This window comes from Salmonella sp. SA15303, from assembly GCF_029962125.1.
Taxonomy (GTDB): Bacteria; Pseudomonadota; Gammaproteobacteria; order Enterobacterales; family Enterobacteriaceae; genus Salmonella; species Salmonella enterica.
The window spans coordinates 996354-1011554 of the sequence record NZ_CP123924.1 but is presented as its reverse complement, the minus strand read 5'-3'; the positions used below and the strand labels follow the sequence as shown (position 1 = coordinate 1011554).

Here is a 15201-nt window from a genome sequence, read left to right as displayed (position 1 = left end):
TTTCTCCCTTTATTTTGGCAGTTTTTATGCGCGACTCTGGCGCAGAATAAAACGCGAAGCATCCGCATTTTGCTGTACCGCAGAAGACATGGCTTTTTGCAGTTCCGCCGTTACCTTCTGGTTTTCACCAAATATTTCTACGGATTGTTTAAGCCACTGCTGAATCTGATCCATGGCAAAACGGGCGAGCATAAAATCAGCAAGCGCCTCGCTGGCATTTTTAATAAATACGCCCTCGGCAACACCACCGGCTGACTGGGCTGCGGTATTCGTGACTTCCATGCCCAACGCCACTTTATTTAGGGTATTACCTACCAGCTCTTTACTTAAGGCATTCGTTTGCAGGCCCATCTTGCTACCCACATTACCCAGACCGCTAGTAATACGTTGCATCCCCTGGGTAAAGAGTTTGCTGCCGTTTTGCGCCAACTGTTTCAGCACGTTAGGCACCAACTTCTTAATCGTTTCGCCCATCATTTTGCTCAGCGCGTTACCCAGTTTCGCCGCCGCGCCTTTCCCGACAACTGCGACCACCACAATGACCGCCACCATGGCAATAGCGGCGACAATCGCACCAACAATGCTGCCGGCCATCTCTGCCGTTTTCTTATCGACGCCTAATCCTTCCAGCGCTTTGGTAATCGCCTTGCCAATCAGCTCCATTAACGGCTTCAGCACATGCTCCATAATCGGGTTTAGCGCCTGCTGAATAAACGACACTCCCGTCGCCGCCTTCACAATTTCATCGGCCACCATTACCGCAAGTCCCACCGCAGCCAGCGCCAGACTCGCCCCACCGGTAAAAACAGCGGCCACAACGCTGACAATGGTTAGCAGCGCGCCGAGGACTTTCCCGATACATCCCATAATGCGGTTCGTTTCCTCGGCTTTGCGCGTCTCTTCCTGGAATTCAGCCGATTTCTTTTCCATCTCCGCCTGACGCCCTTCCTGCAAGGCGTTGAAAAGCGCAAGATCGTTTTGCAGGCTTTCTTCCGTATTTTTGCCCACAATCTCAATAAACATGGCCATGAGCATAGTGAGGCGGGCGACATTTGACAGATTATCCTGCTCACCCTGGGAAACCTGATTCTGAGAGGCGGCATTAGCCGTTCCCTGGAATTTGGTCAGAATGTTATCCGCTTTCTCGGCTTTCGCTTTGGCGTCTGTGCCTGCTTTAACCGTCGCATCCGTGGCCTTATCTAAGGCCTCTTTCGCCTCTGTCGCTTCTTTTCCGGCCTGTTCTACCGCGGCTTCAGCTTGTGCATAGCCGGGGTCAGCCGGGTCCAGCGATTGCAATTTATTTTGCGCCTGCGTCAGTTTTTTGGTCGCAGCGTCATAAACACTCTTGGCGGTATCCGTCTTTTTGATACTGGCTTCATAGAGATCCGTCGCCTCCTGAGCCTCTCCCAGAGCCGTCTGGAATTCTTTCGATACCTGAATCCCCATCTCTTTTTGTGACTCAATCATCGCCTGCCATACCGCCAGACGAGACTCCAGTTGAGACAGCGAAACATCGCCCAGTAGGGTCATTAACTTGCCAAGCAGTAATGTCAATTGCCCTTCGCTGGAGAGTTTTTCCCGGGCGGCGTCCGTAGGCGGCTTTAGACCCACCGTATTAATAGCGCTCTCGCCGGACTTTGTTCCGGCTTTAAGGTCGCCCGCTTTCGTTGCCACCACATCTTTAAAAGCTTTATCCGCCGCTTTTAAAAAGTCCGTGTTCTTACGAACGCCTTCAAAAGCCGCCTCAGCGAGGCGCGGATTTTGGGTATATCCGCTACGGCTAATGCTACTTGCGTCATTTACCATAATTATTCCTTTTCTTGTTCACTGTGCTGCTCTGTCTCCGCCGTTTTTAGCGCCTCCAGATAGACCAACGCTTTTGCCCGCAGAGACTCATCTTCAGTACGTTCATTGACAAGTTCAAAACACTGTCTGGCTTTTGCTGCCTTACGCATTAATAATTGACACTGCCCGGTAAAAAAAACGGGGCGATAATCATTTTTAAGTAACGTAAACGCTACTGCATAAAGGTCACATGCTTTCTGAAATTGTTTTTTCAGTTGGCATACTGCCGCCAGTCCCATGGTGTAATCGGGATTGTAAAAATCATAAATGCATAAGAAACGAAAGAACGTCTCAGCTTCATCCAGTCGTCCCTGGTTATAAAACTCATAAGCATGAGCATATAAACCGTCCATCATATCTTGAGGGATCCCATGAACGTCTTTTAGCGTGGCGCCTTCACTAACGGCATCCCAAATCATTTCCGCAACACGTTCTTCGCTGACATTATTTTGATAATCCATTACTTACTCCTGTTATCTGTCACCGACTTTGTAGAACTTAACGACTGCGTTTATCTGATGCAGTTATTAAACCCCGACGGTGGTTAGTGAACATTCAAAAAACGCCCAATGAATACATCGCTACTGCCTTACGCGGCTCAATGCCGTACCTCGTTTTCTTGTGGCTGAATAACGTCTTTGCCCGCGTTTTCTACCTCTTCCAGCCAAACCAGAAGACGTAAAACTTCATCAATTTCTTCCAGACTCACCAGATCATAACGGCGATGGGTTTTGAAAAGACTGCGCGCCAGTTTGATATCGACGATCACAGGTACGCCAACCTTCTCCGCATAGGCGCGGACGGCCAGTGCGCGCTGATTCGTTTCATACACCGAGATCATCGGAATCGGCATCAATTCGGGTTTAAAATAAATCCCGATCGTAATATGCGTGGGGTTGGCAACAATCAGGCGTGAGTTTTCAATATCAGATTTCACCTGTTCAGACAGAATTTCCATATGAACTTCACGTCTTTTAGATTTAACCTCTGGGTTCCCTTCCTGCTCCTTCATTTCACGCTTCACTTCTTCCTTATCCATTTTCATATCTTTCATGGTCAGGAAATATTCCGCAATAGCATCCAATAATAAGACAATCAATGCGCAAGCAAGGCAAGTTAATACCAATGCGAGGAGAAGTTCACGCCAAATGACGGCAATACCTACAATATTGCCATTTAGCTGAGAAAAGATTTCAACCTTATATTTCTTCCAGCAAATGATGGCGGCCACCACAAAGGATGAGAGATACAGTAGGGTTTTGACCGTATCTTTAACCGTGCGCATACTAAAAAGTTTTTTTGCCCCTTCTACCGGGTTTAACGCCGATAAATTAGGCTTTAATGCTTCTGTCGCCAGCACAAAACCGGCCTGTAATAACGCCGGTAATGCGGAACACACTAAGCAGAGCAGCATAAATGGAATCAGATATTTTAACCCTATCCCAAAAACGGCCAAACTGTAGTCAGCCATGCTCTGATCAAAATTATCCGCAATAATGATCTTAATTATCCCCATAAACTCATTAAATGAGCCATACGACACCAGATAGGCAATTCCTCCCAGCGTCAGGCAGGCGATAATGAGATCTTTACTTTTAAATGACTGGCCTTTTTTAGCGGAGTCTTCCAGCCGTTTTTTAGTCGGTTTTTCTGTTTTATTCGAGGACATGCGTCGCCCCTCGCTCGTAAAACCAACTGCTTAACCCTGTGGCCTGGAAAGAGAGTCGCAGTACATTGTCCGGTAGTACCGGAGAGAAATAAAGCAGCATAATTAAAACGGCAATACCGCTTTTTACCGTCAGTGAAATCGCAAAAGCGTTCATTTGCGGAGCAAAGCGCGACAATAAACCCAGGAATACTTCTGACAGCAACAGCACTAATACCACCGGACTGGCCAGAACCAAGGCGTTTTGAGCCACCTGATTAATAAACGTTAATAGCGGCGGTAATGAAGGCGTGCACTCGTTCATCGGATCGCATAGCTGATAGCTTTTATTTAACACGTCAACCATCGTGACCAGACCGCCGTTTTGTAAATAAACGACAGCGGCAAACATATTCAGGAAATTAGCCATTTCCGAGGTATCAATACCGTTTGCCGGATCGATACTACTACTTAGCGTTGCCCCTCGCTGGTTATCGATAATACAACCCAGTGCATGCATAACCCAAAAAGGCCATGACAGCAGACAGCCCAGCATGACGCCTACCGCCGCTTCTTGCAGAACTAACGGGATCATCGCCACCGATAAAAACGGCGGCGCCTCGTTCAATGTATGCGGCCATACTCCCAATGCCACCAGGATGATAATGGCGTTTCTCGGCGCACCGCTTAATACCCCGCTATTCAAAAACGGCAGGAAGAAAAAAATCGGCGCCACGCGAGCAAACCCTAGCGCCGCAGACGCAACCAGGTGATGAATTTCAAAGTACAACGCGTAAAACATTTTTTACCCCTTAGCCAACGCCAGGAATATCACCTGACGCCCGTAAGAGAGTAAAACTTCGCCATACCAGCCAGACAGTAAAAACAAGCATAAACACACGCCAAGTAATTTAATGCCAAAAGGCAGCGTCTGTTCCTGTAATTGCGTTACCGTCTGGAATAACCCTACCAGGAGGCCGATAATCGTTGCGACAATCGTCGGCCACCCTGACAGGATCAAAACAAGATAGAGCGCCTTATTACCTGCAAACACTAAATCATCCATTTAACTATCCCGTCTCGTAATGATGTCATGTTGCAATGTCCATATACTGTAATATCAATCCCTTAGACAGTAAGGTCCAGCCATCAAGCGCGACAAAAAGCACCAGCTTAATAGGTGTAGATATCGTCACCGGACTCATCATCATCATCCCCAGCGCCAGTAGCACGCTGGATACCACCAGGTCGACGACGACAAAGGGCAAATAAAGATAAAAACCAATTTTAAACGCGCTTTTTATTTCGCTCAGCGCATAAGCAGGTAATAACGCAAATATTGAAGGTTTTTCAATTTCATCTTTGTCACGCTTTACCGTCTCGGTCTCTTCTCCATACTGACGCTTCAGTTGCGCGTTTTCAAAAAACTGAACTAACTCGCGATCTGAATATTTGATCAGATAATCGCGATAACCATCCAGACCTTCATCAACGTGTTTACTTAATGATGAAATATCATTAAAGGTGACATCTTCGTCCTCAAAATAGACGTAGGCATCATGCATTATGGGCCACATAACAAACATAGAAAGCAGCAATGCGACGCCGTTAAGCGTCATATTTGAAGGTATCTGCTGTAATCCCAGGGCGTTACGCACCATGACAAATACAATAGAAAATTTAACGAAACAGGTTCCTGACGCAATAATAAATGGCAACAGGGTGGAAAATGCCAGTAAGGCAATTAATGAGATATCATTCCCCATTACCAGACTCGCTCAGCCATTCATGGATCTCAACGCCTAAGGTGTCATTCATCTGTACCAGTTCGCCATTACCCAGCAAAACACCATTCGCCATAATTTCAACGTTAAGTTCAGCATTGGTCGGCAGTGATAATAGCTGTTGCTGCCCCATGGCTTCGAGTTCGGCGAGGGTAACGTTCTTACGATACAAAACAAATTCCAGTTTGACGGGCAATTGATTCAAGCCAGGCAGAGTTTCTGCAGTTTCAGTTGTATTATTTTCTTCTTCGATATGTTGAATATCTAACGTTTCCACAATAATTCCCCCTTCAACACGGTTGAAATGACCTAACTTTTTCGCGTAGCAATAAACTTCCGCACGGGAAGTACGAATCAGGAGTACATCTCCGATCCCGATTCGGCCCAGCAACGAACGCTGCGTATCACTGCTACCGATTACAAAGCGCAACGGCCAACGCAGCATTTTCGGCCTGCCGCCCCCGACTGCAGGCAGTTCAGGAAGATGCTCAAACCACAGGCCGCCCCGATCGCTCATAATGTGCAACAATTTCCCTTCCGGCAGCGCGCTTCCCGGTACGGGGTTCTCTACGCATAAACGCCGACAGGACAAATGCGGCACGGGCAACTCAAACGGTCGCTCTGTTGCAGCAAGCCAGGGAACGACCAGGTGCTCAGCGCCAGCAGAAACCGCCGCCCCAGCCAGAGCGGGAGAGACATGCTCAAGCCAGTCCCCAGGTTTAATCCAGGCCGACCACCGTTTTTCTGCATCGCTCAACCGAACCCACATTCCCTGTCGCGTCGGATATTCCAGCGTCGCTTCCCGGCCATGGCGCTGGCATTCTGTCGCGGTTTGCGCCAATAGCCATTCGCGACGATCAATCTGTCTCACACGCAATGACATCAGGCGTCATCCTCCTCGCCAGATTGCTGTCTGTGCTGTTGCTGCTGCGGATTTTGTTGATCGTCTCGCGTCAGGTGCCAGCGCTGGGGATTACCGTTTTGCCATTGATCATGCAAACGATGTTCAACCTGCGTATTTGACGGTATTAACGAAAACTCCCCTGCTTGCCGCGCCTGAATATTGACGGAATAGTCATTTCCCCAGCGCTGAAAACGGTAAGTCAGCGAGCTATCCTCTCCTTTCACGCCATCGGCAGTGGGAAAAATAGTCATCATCGGCTTTGATTGCGCCGCTAAAGGCATTTTTTCATCGCCGCCGGTTAATTGGCTAAGATCGGCGATAGTGGTTGGTTGCAGCGGAAGCTGAGAAACATCTTTAACCTTTTTATGATCTTTATCTTCAGGCTTACCGGTATTGGCTGCGGCCATTCGGGCAGGTGCGACATCCCGCGCCAGCGGCGCGCCCTCTTTACGAACGCCTTCGCCCGCGATGGCTTTATTATCCCCAGGCAATGCCTTGATATTATCGTCAGAGATTCCCGTGGCGTTATCGGTTACTTCACTAACGGATTCCACAGCTTTTAAATCAGCAGATAATTTTTTACCGCTTACGCTTTCTAACGGCCTATTTTTAGACGATAGCAACGCTGCGGATTTATCTACTTTGGCCTCCGCAGAGATCAAACCGACAGATTTTTCAGCAGTGACTTTCAACAGTTTTTCAGCAATCCTGAGTTCGCTTTTTCCGTTATGATGCAGACCAGAAACGTTGCCATTGTGATGTTCTGATTTCGCTGGCGCGCCATGTCGCCATGCCGCCAGTAATAACGGTAAAGCCGTTTCTTTATGCATTACGAAAGCATCGCCATAGTCGCGATCTTTTTTATCACCGGAATATTCTGTCTTATGTTTTTCCACCGCTTTTTTTAATGCTTCTGATAAACCGCCAACCTCATCCTGCTGCGGCAGTAAAATGTTCCCGGATGAACTGACAGCTGACACATCGCCCATTAAATTATCTCCTCTGACTCGGCCTCTTCCTGCTGTATCTCTCGCTGGATATAGAATCTTTTCTGACGGATTATCCAGCGTTGATAGTTCCCTTCTTTGCGCAACCAATATTTACTTTTTTTCTGAAACTCTTCCCTTTTCTTTTCCAGCTCGCTCCGTTTTTCCTGAATTTGTATAATCTGGAGTTCTAAATCTTTTATCTGCCGGCGAACAATAGACTGCTTACGTAATAACGTATAAATTTCCTCACGACTGAGCTGTCTGTTTTCTGCACGCAGCGTATCTAATAACAATTTCAGACCCGCTATTTGTTCAAGGATCGCCTCCTCCTCGGCCTGCAGCCCGCGGTCCTCATCCTGATAGCGAAGTAATATCGACTCACACTGTGAATGAAATACCGTACAGCGCCGCTGCAATACTTTAATTCTGGTCAGCGAATGCATTCATACCGCTCAACGTGTCATCAAAGGATGAATACTGCGCTACCGGCTGGCATAACCAGGCTTTCAGGCTATCCCGCATCTGCATCGCCCGATCGTTATCGATATTTTCGCCAGGACGATATTCTCCCAAGTCAATGAAAAGCTGGAGCTCTTCCAAACGCGTCATTAATTTACGCACGGCAGATGCCTGTTCAGCATGTGTCGGCGTCGTGACTTGTCCAAAAACGCGGCTTACGCTTTTCAGTACATCGATTGCCGGGTAATGTCCCTGCCCGGCCAGCTTTCTGCTCAGATACAGGTGACCGTCAAGGATAGAGCGAATTTCATCCGCCATCGGGTCCGCCTCTTCCTCGCTTTCCAGCAGTACCGTATAAAAGGCAGTAATGCTTCCCTCGCTGGTCGCCCCTGGGCGTTCCAGCAAGCGGGGCAAATTATCGAATACGGAGGCGGGATAACCTCGACGAGCCGGACGCTCTCCCGACGCCAGTGCCACGTCTCGCAAAGCACGCGCATAACGGGTCATGGAATCGATAAAAAGCACGACCCGTTTTCCCTGGTCGCGAAAATATTCCGCTACGGTTGTCGCCAGTTGCGCCGCATTGCAGCGATCGACCGAGGGGAAATCGGAAGTGGCAAAAACCAGCACGCATTTTTCTTTCTTATGCGAAGCGCGCAACATATCCACGAATTCAGTGACCTCACGGCCTCGTTCACCGATAAGACCGATAACAAAGACATCCGCCTCCGTTTGCTCGATCAGCATATGCATCAGCATGGTCTTACCGCATCCTGCGGAGGCAAAAATGCCCATTCGCTGGCCTACGCCACAGGTCAATAACCCGTCAATCGCGCGCACACCGGTAATCAGCGGTTCACGGACGCCAACGCGTGAAGCGTAAGACGGCGGTGCGACATCAATAACGCGTTCTTCGCTAATCGGCGCCACTTCAGGGGTAAAACGCTCAACGATTTTCCCTGTCGGATCCAACACCGCGCCTAATACCGAGTATCCCACCCACGCCGATAACGCACGTCCAGTGGGATAAAGCACGACATCGCGGCTCAGCCCCTGGGCATTGCCGATAAGGCTCAGCACGGTGCGTTCCCGCTGTAAGCCAACCACCTGCGCACGTGCAACAACCTGTTTTTGGTGCCAGCCACGGCGTATTTCACACAGTTCGCCAATGGCCACATCGCGCAATTCCGCCTCAATAATTGGGCCGGTTATTTTTTGTGGGTAGGCCAGATATTGCAGTAAACGAGGTGTTTTCATCTCATTAGCGACCGACTAAAAACTTCCAGATAGTTGTAAAACCCATTCAAGGCAGTAGAGAACTTTTCACCGTCAGATAAAAAATCCGGATGCACTAAGGCTTTAAGCGTTAGCTCCCCATTCTGCTCCCCCAGTAGTAATTGCCCGCCGCGGGCAAAATGGCATCCTTCCATTATGGTCATTAAGATTTCATAAGCCCGCTGTTGTAATACCACCATGCTGTCAGCACCCAATTGCGCCCAGATCCATACATCATCGTCCTTGACGCTGATACAGATACTTGGCAATGCAAATAAATCCAGAACAATTGTTGAATGGCTATCTATTCCTCCAATTAATGAAGGATCGCAACCACTTACTTCCAGTGCGGAACGAACTAATTCAGCGATATCCAAATGTTGCATAGATCTTTTCCTTAATTAAGCCCTTATATTGTTTTTATAACATTCACTGACTTGCTATCTGCTATCTCACCGAAAGATAAAACCTCCAGATCCGGAAAACGACCTTCAATCATTTTCTTAATAAATCGACGGACATCGACAGACGTAAGGAGGACAAGATCTTTATGTGCAATCAATAAATCATCCAACTTAAGTGTAATGAGATCCATCAAATTAGCGGAGGCTTCCGGGTCAAGGCTGAGGAAGGTACTGCCAGAGGTCTGACGGATCCCTTTGCGAATAACATCCTCAACTTCAGCAGATACCATTACTGCTCGTAATTCGCCGCCATTGGCGAATTTATGACAAATATAACGCGCCATTGCTCCACGAATATGCTCCACAAGGTTAATGACATCTTTTTCTCTTGGCGCCCACAATGCGAGCGCTTCCATAATTAACTTCATATTACGCACGGAAACACGTTCGCTTAACAAACGCTGCAAAACTTCAGATATACGTTGTACCGTGGCATGTCTGAGCACTTCTTTAAGTAAATCAGGAAATTTCGCTTCCAGTTGGTCCAGCATATGTTTTGTTTCCTGAATACCGAAATATTCATTGACGTTGCGCGCCAGCGTCACCGCCAGACAGTGGTAAAGCTCATCAAGCGCGTTCCGCAACACATAGCCAAGCTCCCGGAGTTTCTCCCCCTCTTCATGCGTTACCCAGAAATACTGACTGCTACCTTGCTGATGGATTGTTGGATTAATACCAAAGGACACGACTTCATCGGAATAATTTACCACTCGCATCAAATCAAAATAGACCGTAAATTGTTCAACACGGATCTCATTAATCAACAATACGATGCTGTTATCGTCCAGGCCCTCGCCATCGCGTAACAATACTTCCGGCAGGCGCACGCCATAATCAATAAAGAACTGACTACGTAGACGCTCCGCAAGTTGAGCTTTTTCCAGATCTTCACGCCGGCTCTTCGGCACAAGTAATATCAACGGTACGGTCTCTGTAGAGACTTTATCGAGATCGCCAATCAGTCCTAACGACGACCCTTCTTTTTCCTCAATACTGAGCGGCTGCTCGCCTTTGCTGGTTTTAGGTTTGGCGGCGCTACGTTTTGCTTCACGGAATTTAAAATAGAAGAGTACGCTTAAAACCACCGATAAAATAACAAAAACCGGCAGTGGGAATCCCGGCAGAGTTCCCATTGAAATGGTCAAAATAGCCGTAACAACCAATACAAATGGGTTGTTCAACAGCTGCGTCATGATATTCCGCCCCATATTATCGCTATCGCCATTTACGCGGGTCACGATAAAACCGGCACTAATCGCAATCAACAATGCGGGGATCTGGGCGACAAGACCATCACCAATGGTCAGCATGGTATAAGTAGACAGGGCGGAGGACAAATCCATACCATGGCGAGTCATCCCCACCGAAATACCGCCAATAAAGTTCACAAAGATAATAATGATGCCGGCAATAGCGTCACCTTTGATAAACTTCATCGCACCGTCAAAGGAACCGTAAAGCTGGCTTTCCCTTTCCAGTACGCTTCGCCGTTCGCGCGCGGCATCCGCATCAATAATACCGGCCTTCAAATCGGCATCAATACTCATCTGTTTACCGGGCATACCATCCAGAGAAAATCGGGCCGCGACTTCCGCGACACGTTCTGAACCTTTGGTAATAACGATAAACTGGACCACGGTGACAATAGAGAAGACAACAAAACCCACCGCCAGGCTATCGCCAATAACGAATTGCCCGAACGTGGCGATAATTTCACCGGCATCGGCTTCAATCAAGATAAGACGACTGGTACTGATCGATAATGCCAGACGAAAGAGCGTGGTAATTAACAGTACCGCAGGAAACGTTGAAAAACTGAGGATTCTGTCAATGTAGAACGACCCCATAAACACCAATATCGCCAGTACGATATTCAGTGCGATCAGGAAATCAACCAGATAGGTAGGTAATGGAATGACGAACATAGAAATGATCATCACCATTAGTACCAGAATCAGTAATTCAGGTCGTAAACGAGCACTGTTAAGTAGAGAAAGCAGCACTATAGGTATCCTGTTAATATTAAATTAAGACAGCTTTTCAATAGTACGACGCTGTTCTGCCATTTCATGCTTGTAGGCAATATCGGTCATACTACGTAACGCCATTAACAATTCTTCCTGCCAATATTCTTCATAAAAGAGTGAAGAGGGTATGGCTTTACATACTTGATAAAATATCTGCAAAAAGGATGCATGTTCTTTATGACTAAGCAATAACGCATTCAAACCTATAATATCGGCTAACAGCGAATCCACTTCATGTGGCTGTTGCAATAGCGAAAGCATCAGTAGTAACCACGACGACTCCTCCGCATTAAACGCTTTGGTAAACGAATACGACAACAATGTACTCACAAACAGTAGGTCAGCGGAGCGCAACATTTTAAGTTGCGTCAGGCGTCGTAAAAGCTGGCCAAACTCCAGGCGCGAACAGCTGGCGTCATTCGCGTCAATATCGGTTAATAGCGAACCCTCAATAAAATCCAGTACCACCAGTCGACGTTGATAGCCATAACTGGCTATCCAGTCAGAGTAAATCTCCACTTCATGTGATTCACTCTGGATAAATTGCCGATAGCTGGCGCGCAATAAGCCTGGTTTTAACGATAATGTTTTCCCAAAAAGCCGGGCCTTCAACGCACAATTAATCCCTGCCTTGAGGGTCTTCGGATCGGTTTGCTCTTCAACGTGCTTAAGTAACGACTCCAGCTTTTTCCGCACGATCTCTTCCAGGTCTTTACGACGAAGCAATTCGCGTAACACAAGGACTAAATCACTGGGGTCAGGAAATAAGCTACGCGCCTGACGTAAAAAATCTTCTAACGCGCCGCCATGTACGCTAATTAGCTTTAAGATTTGCTTCGCCTTCGGTAAAGCCTCATCCTCCAGCACGCGTTCAAAACTGTTAGATAAATTACTGGATTTTTTTTCATAATCGCGACGGTTACGAAATTGCGCCAGCGCCGCTGACATTTCGTCCGTCGACTGGACAAATTTTTGTACTTCCGCCCCTGGAGACGAATCCTCTGCGGCCTGTTGTATTTCCGCCTGTTGCGCATCAGTATGCTGGGTCGCATCCTGATGAGATGTCTGCCGGGACAATATTCTGGAAAATGAAATACCGGAGGTTGAGCCAGGAATCATTTAATTGCCTCCTGACCTCTATCCAGATAAACACGAACCCATTTCTGTAACTTATCGTCCCCACTCCAGGCACCGCTTTGCTTCAGAATATTGTTTACCGATTCGCTGGCATCCGGCGTTAACGGGTCGACAATTTCTTTTGGTTCAATCATGAACACACGAACAACATTACTTTTATTCTTACTGGAATAACGGAACAGGCTACCAATAAGCGGTAATTTGCCTAAAAACGGAATACTTTGGACAGTATCGGTATTTGCATCCCGTGTATAACCCCCGACCAGCAAACTTTTTCCGTGCGGCACTCTCGCAATAGTGCTAATTAACGTTCGCCCGACTTCGGGTAACGCATCTACGGAGGTGGTAGTATCAGATTGCGGCGTCTTATCGTTGCCATCTTCAATGTCCAGCGACATTTCTATCTGACCATCTGCGGAAAAACGGGGCAGCACTCGGATCATTGTTCCGTATGTTACATGCTCAAGCGCCACATTACGTTCCCCAATCAGCTTGGTGTAAAACGTTCTGTTGTTATCAAAAATAGCGGGAACATTTTCCTGAGTCAGTAATACCGGGCGCGAAACCACCGTCGCCTGTTTCTTCTCTTCTAACGCATTGACCGCGGCGATGAATCGACTGCCATCGAGGGTACTTATTGAAGACTGGTTTAATGACACGCCAAGTTTGTCCCCAATAGTTATGCTGCCGCTCCATGAAGTGCCCAAACGCTCCAGATCGCTTTTATTAAGATCGACAATCCACAGGGATAATTCTACGTGACGTTTGGCGACATCCAGCGCTTTAACCAGCATTTCGATAAAATGCACCTGCTCAGCCGTTCCCTTTACTAACAAACTGTTGGTATCCGGATAGGCCACGATTTTAATATTGCCCGCCGCGGCATTTTGCTTTAAAGCTTCCTGCAGACTCATGCCACCGGCATAATTTGCTGCTTTACCTTTTTCTCCATTCGCTGAAAACGCTGGCATCGCCGGGGGTTCGCTACTGACAATATTACCTAAGGGTTGCTCTTCTCCCTGCAATAACCTTTCAATGGCCGTAGCAATACCGGGAATAACCATTTTCTGATCGCGCAGATTATAGGTACGATCGCCCACGAAGGTATTGTTCAGACGCATCACCCCTATTTTCTGGCGTCCCAGCTCAATACCATCGTTTTGCTTGTCCATCATGGTGGCGGCGTTGACCACCATATCAACATAGACGGGTGGCCCTGAAACATAGAATGTTCCTTTACGGTTATCGCCACGTAGCGGGTAATTTTTGTTATATAAACCTGAGCGTTTTAGAAAATTGTTGAACTCATTGAGTGAGACGTTGCGTAAAGAAACCACGGCATTGCGCATTTCACTGGCGTCATAAATATAGATAGCCTGCCCATCGAAATACCAAATCAGCCCCAGTTGTAGGGAAAGCTTCTCCAGTAATGCGTTAGGATCGTGAAACTCAAAGTTGCCCGTAATTTTTTTTCGTGCCGCCATTTTGCTAACAATGACAGGCTCCTTTAGCTGTAGCGCCATGGCATCGAAAAATGTCCGCAGGCTATCGTCTTTCGCAACAAACCCACTTCCCGTTACAGGTATTTTTTCACTAGAATAACCAGGTGTAACCAGAACAAGCGCGGCACATGCCAGCACTCTGGCCAAAAGAATATGTGTCTTCATTTGTCTGCCAATTGAATAATATTTGATAATTTCCGCGGCGAAACGCCGATCAGCTCTTTGATCTCACTAGAAAAATGTGAAGGCGATGAGTAACCATGATTAACGGCTAATTGGGTGATGTTCTCGTGGCCTTCTACACTATTCAGCAGCGATTGCGCCATACGCCAGTTTCGTAATTCACTCTTCGCTTTTCCGCCCAACGCTCTGCTGCACAAACGACGAAAATGGGTATAAGAAACGCCATAGTCTTCTCCCAGCATTCTCATCGTGTTGCCGCTGGTTGACTGAGCGAGTAAATAGCCAACCAACCAGTAACTCTCGCTTTTTCGTAACAGCGCCAGTACCTTATTGAAGGCCGGAGAAGGCGTAATAATTTGCTGCAAAAACCAGTACTCGCAGCGTTTACGATCTTGCCAAATAGCGCGAAACTCAGGACTCAGCAAAACCCATTTATCGGATTCAGCATATGTCGTGTCCACTAATCCTGCGCCATCGATAAATGCCAGTAATTTGCTGAGTACTTCAATTTTTAACGGTCGAAAAACCAGGTCTCCTGATACTGGTGCGACAACGGCCTGCTCGCAAAAAAGCAGCGCGCCTTCCTGAATCAGGCAATTTTCATTGTGTCGGCTTTCAGAAAATGACATATGCAGCTTTTGCGCGGAACACGTCTGTATAAACCATGCTTCCGGGCTGCGGATTTTCCGCTTCTCTCCTTCTTTAAGTACTTCCTGCGTATTTAGCATAGTTGTCAGCACCAGTTAAAAATCATTTTAATATGTAAACAATACCGGGAGCGGGTGGCAAAATCCTGATGCAATCATTATGAAACTGATGCCGCCCGCTAATTAAATTGGCCAACTTGCACAGTGTTTGCTGATTTAAAATAGAAAATTAGCTCATAGTGTATAAATTCTGGCTTATTGTTCTGCAGCAGCAAAAATTCAGATATTGTCATCTGGATGGAGAATTAATTATTTATATCAGGAGTTTTTTTTGCTAGCA

The 15201-nt window shown here is 47.2% G+C and carries 15 protein-coding genes; all 15 read right to left on the bottom strand.

The genetic code is table 11. The features are described from left to right. Positions 1-24: 24 nt before the first annotated feature. Entirely contained in the window at positions 25-1806 is a 1782-nt protein-coding gene (gene sipB / locus QEN31_RS04870) for an SPI-1 type III secretion system needle tip complex protein SipB (protein WP_000245788.1), read from the bottom strand. A gap of 2 nt (positions 1807-1808) precedes the next feature. Further along, a complete protein-coding gene (gene sicA / locus QEN31_RS04865) occupies positions 1809-2306 on the bottom strand; it encodes a SycD/LcrH family type III secretion system chaperone SicA (RefSeq protein ID WP_000386309.1) in 498 nt (165 codons plus the stop codon). Between the two features lie 137 nt (positions 2307-2443). Beyond that, positions 2444-3514, bottom strand: a complete 1071-nt coding sequence (gene spaS / locus QEN31_RS04860) for an SPI-1 type III secretion system export apparatus protein SpaS (RefSeq protein WP_000097719.1) — start codon at positions 3512-3514, stop codon at positions 2444-2446. Then, positions 3501-4292, bottom strand: coding sequence for an SPI-1 type III secretion system export apparatus protein SpaR (spaR, locus tag QEN31_RS04855; protein WP_099949617.1), 792 nt, complete (start codon positions 4290-4292; stop codon positions 3501-3503). Before spaR ends, spaS begins: the two co-directional genes overlap by 14 nt. Positions 4293-4295: 3 nt before the next feature. After that, positions 4296-4556: an SPI-1 type III secretion system export apparatus protein SpaQ gene (gene spaQ, locus QEN31_RS04850; protein ID WP_000342503.1), complete on the bottom strand. Its 261-nt coding sequence runs from the start codon at positions 4554-4556 to the stop codon at positions 4296-4298. Positions 4557-4581: 25 nt separating this feature from the next. Continuing rightward, positions 4582-5256, bottom strand: coding sequence for an SPI-1 type III secretion system export apparatus protein SpaP (gene spaP, locus QEN31_RS04845; RefSeq protein ID WP_000526016.1), 675 nt, complete (start codon positions 5254-5256; stop codon positions 4582-4584). Beyond that, positions 5246-6157 carry an SPI-1 type III secretion system protein SpaO gene (gene spaO / locus QEN31_RS04840; RefSeq protein WP_000058734.1) on the bottom strand — a complete coding sequence of 304 codons (912 nt, stop codon included), beginning with the start codon at positions 6155-6157 and terminating at the stop codon, positions 5246-5248. Before spaO ends, spaP begins: the two co-directional genes overlap by 11 nt. Continuing rightward, positions 6157-7167, bottom strand: coding sequence for an SPI-1 type III secretion system protein SpaN (gene spaN, locus QEN31_RS04835; RefSeq protein WP_000503098.1), 1011 nt, complete (start codon positions 7165-7167; stop codon positions 6157-6159). The genes spaO and spaN overlap by 1 nt, the downstream gene beginning before the upstream one ends. Then, positions 7167-7610, bottom strand: coding sequence for an SPI-1 type III secretion system protein SpaM (gene spaM / locus QEN31_RS04830; RefSeq protein WP_001520714.1), 444 nt, complete (start codon positions 7608-7610; stop codon positions 7167-7169). Before spaM ends, spaN begins: the two co-directional genes overlap by 1 nt. Next, complete coding sequence (gene invC / locus QEN31_RS04825; RefSeq protein ID WP_000856766.1) at positions 7588-8883, bottom strand: SctN family type III secretion system ATPase InvC; 1296 nt, start codon at positions 8881-8883, stop codon at positions 7588-7590. Before invC ends, spaM begins: the two co-directional genes overlap by 23 nt. Then, positions 8880-9287, bottom strand: a complete 408-nt coding sequence (gene spaK / locus QEN31_RS04820) for an SPI-1 type III secretion system chaperone SpaK (protein ID WP_001164066.1) — start codon at positions 9285-9287, stop codon at positions 8880-8882. Before spaK ends, invC begins: the two co-directional genes overlap by 4 nt. A 23-nt stretch (positions 9288-9310) precedes the next feature. After that, on the bottom strand, positions 9311-11368 hold the full coding sequence (gene invA, locus QEN31_RS04815; protein WP_000927219.1) for a type III secretion system export apparatus protein InvA: 2058 nt from the start codon (positions 11366-11368) through the stop codon (positions 9311-9313). 24 nt (positions 11369-11392) lie between these two features. Continuing rightward, positions 11393-12511: a type III secretion system gatekeeper InvE gene (invE, locus tag QEN31_RS04810; RefSeq protein WP_000612171.1), complete on the bottom strand. Its 1119-nt coding sequence runs from the start codon at positions 12509-12511 to the stop codon at positions 11393-11395. After that, positions 12508-14196: a type III secretion system outer membrane ring protein InvG gene (gene invG / locus QEN31_RS04805; RefSeq protein ID WP_000848113.1), complete on the bottom strand. Its 1689-nt coding sequence runs from the start codon at positions 14194-14196 to the stop codon at positions 12508-12510. Before invG ends, invE begins: the two co-directional genes overlap by 4 nt. Next, positions 14193-14843 carry a type III secretion system transcriptional activator InvF gene (invF, locus tag QEN31_RS04800; protein ID WP_001674874.1) on the bottom strand — a complete coding sequence of 217 codons (651 nt, stop codon included), beginning with the start codon at positions 14841-14843 and terminating at the stop codon, positions 14193-14195. Before invF ends, invG begins: the two co-directional genes overlap by 4 nt. Positions 14844-15201 lie beyond the last annotated feature (358 nt).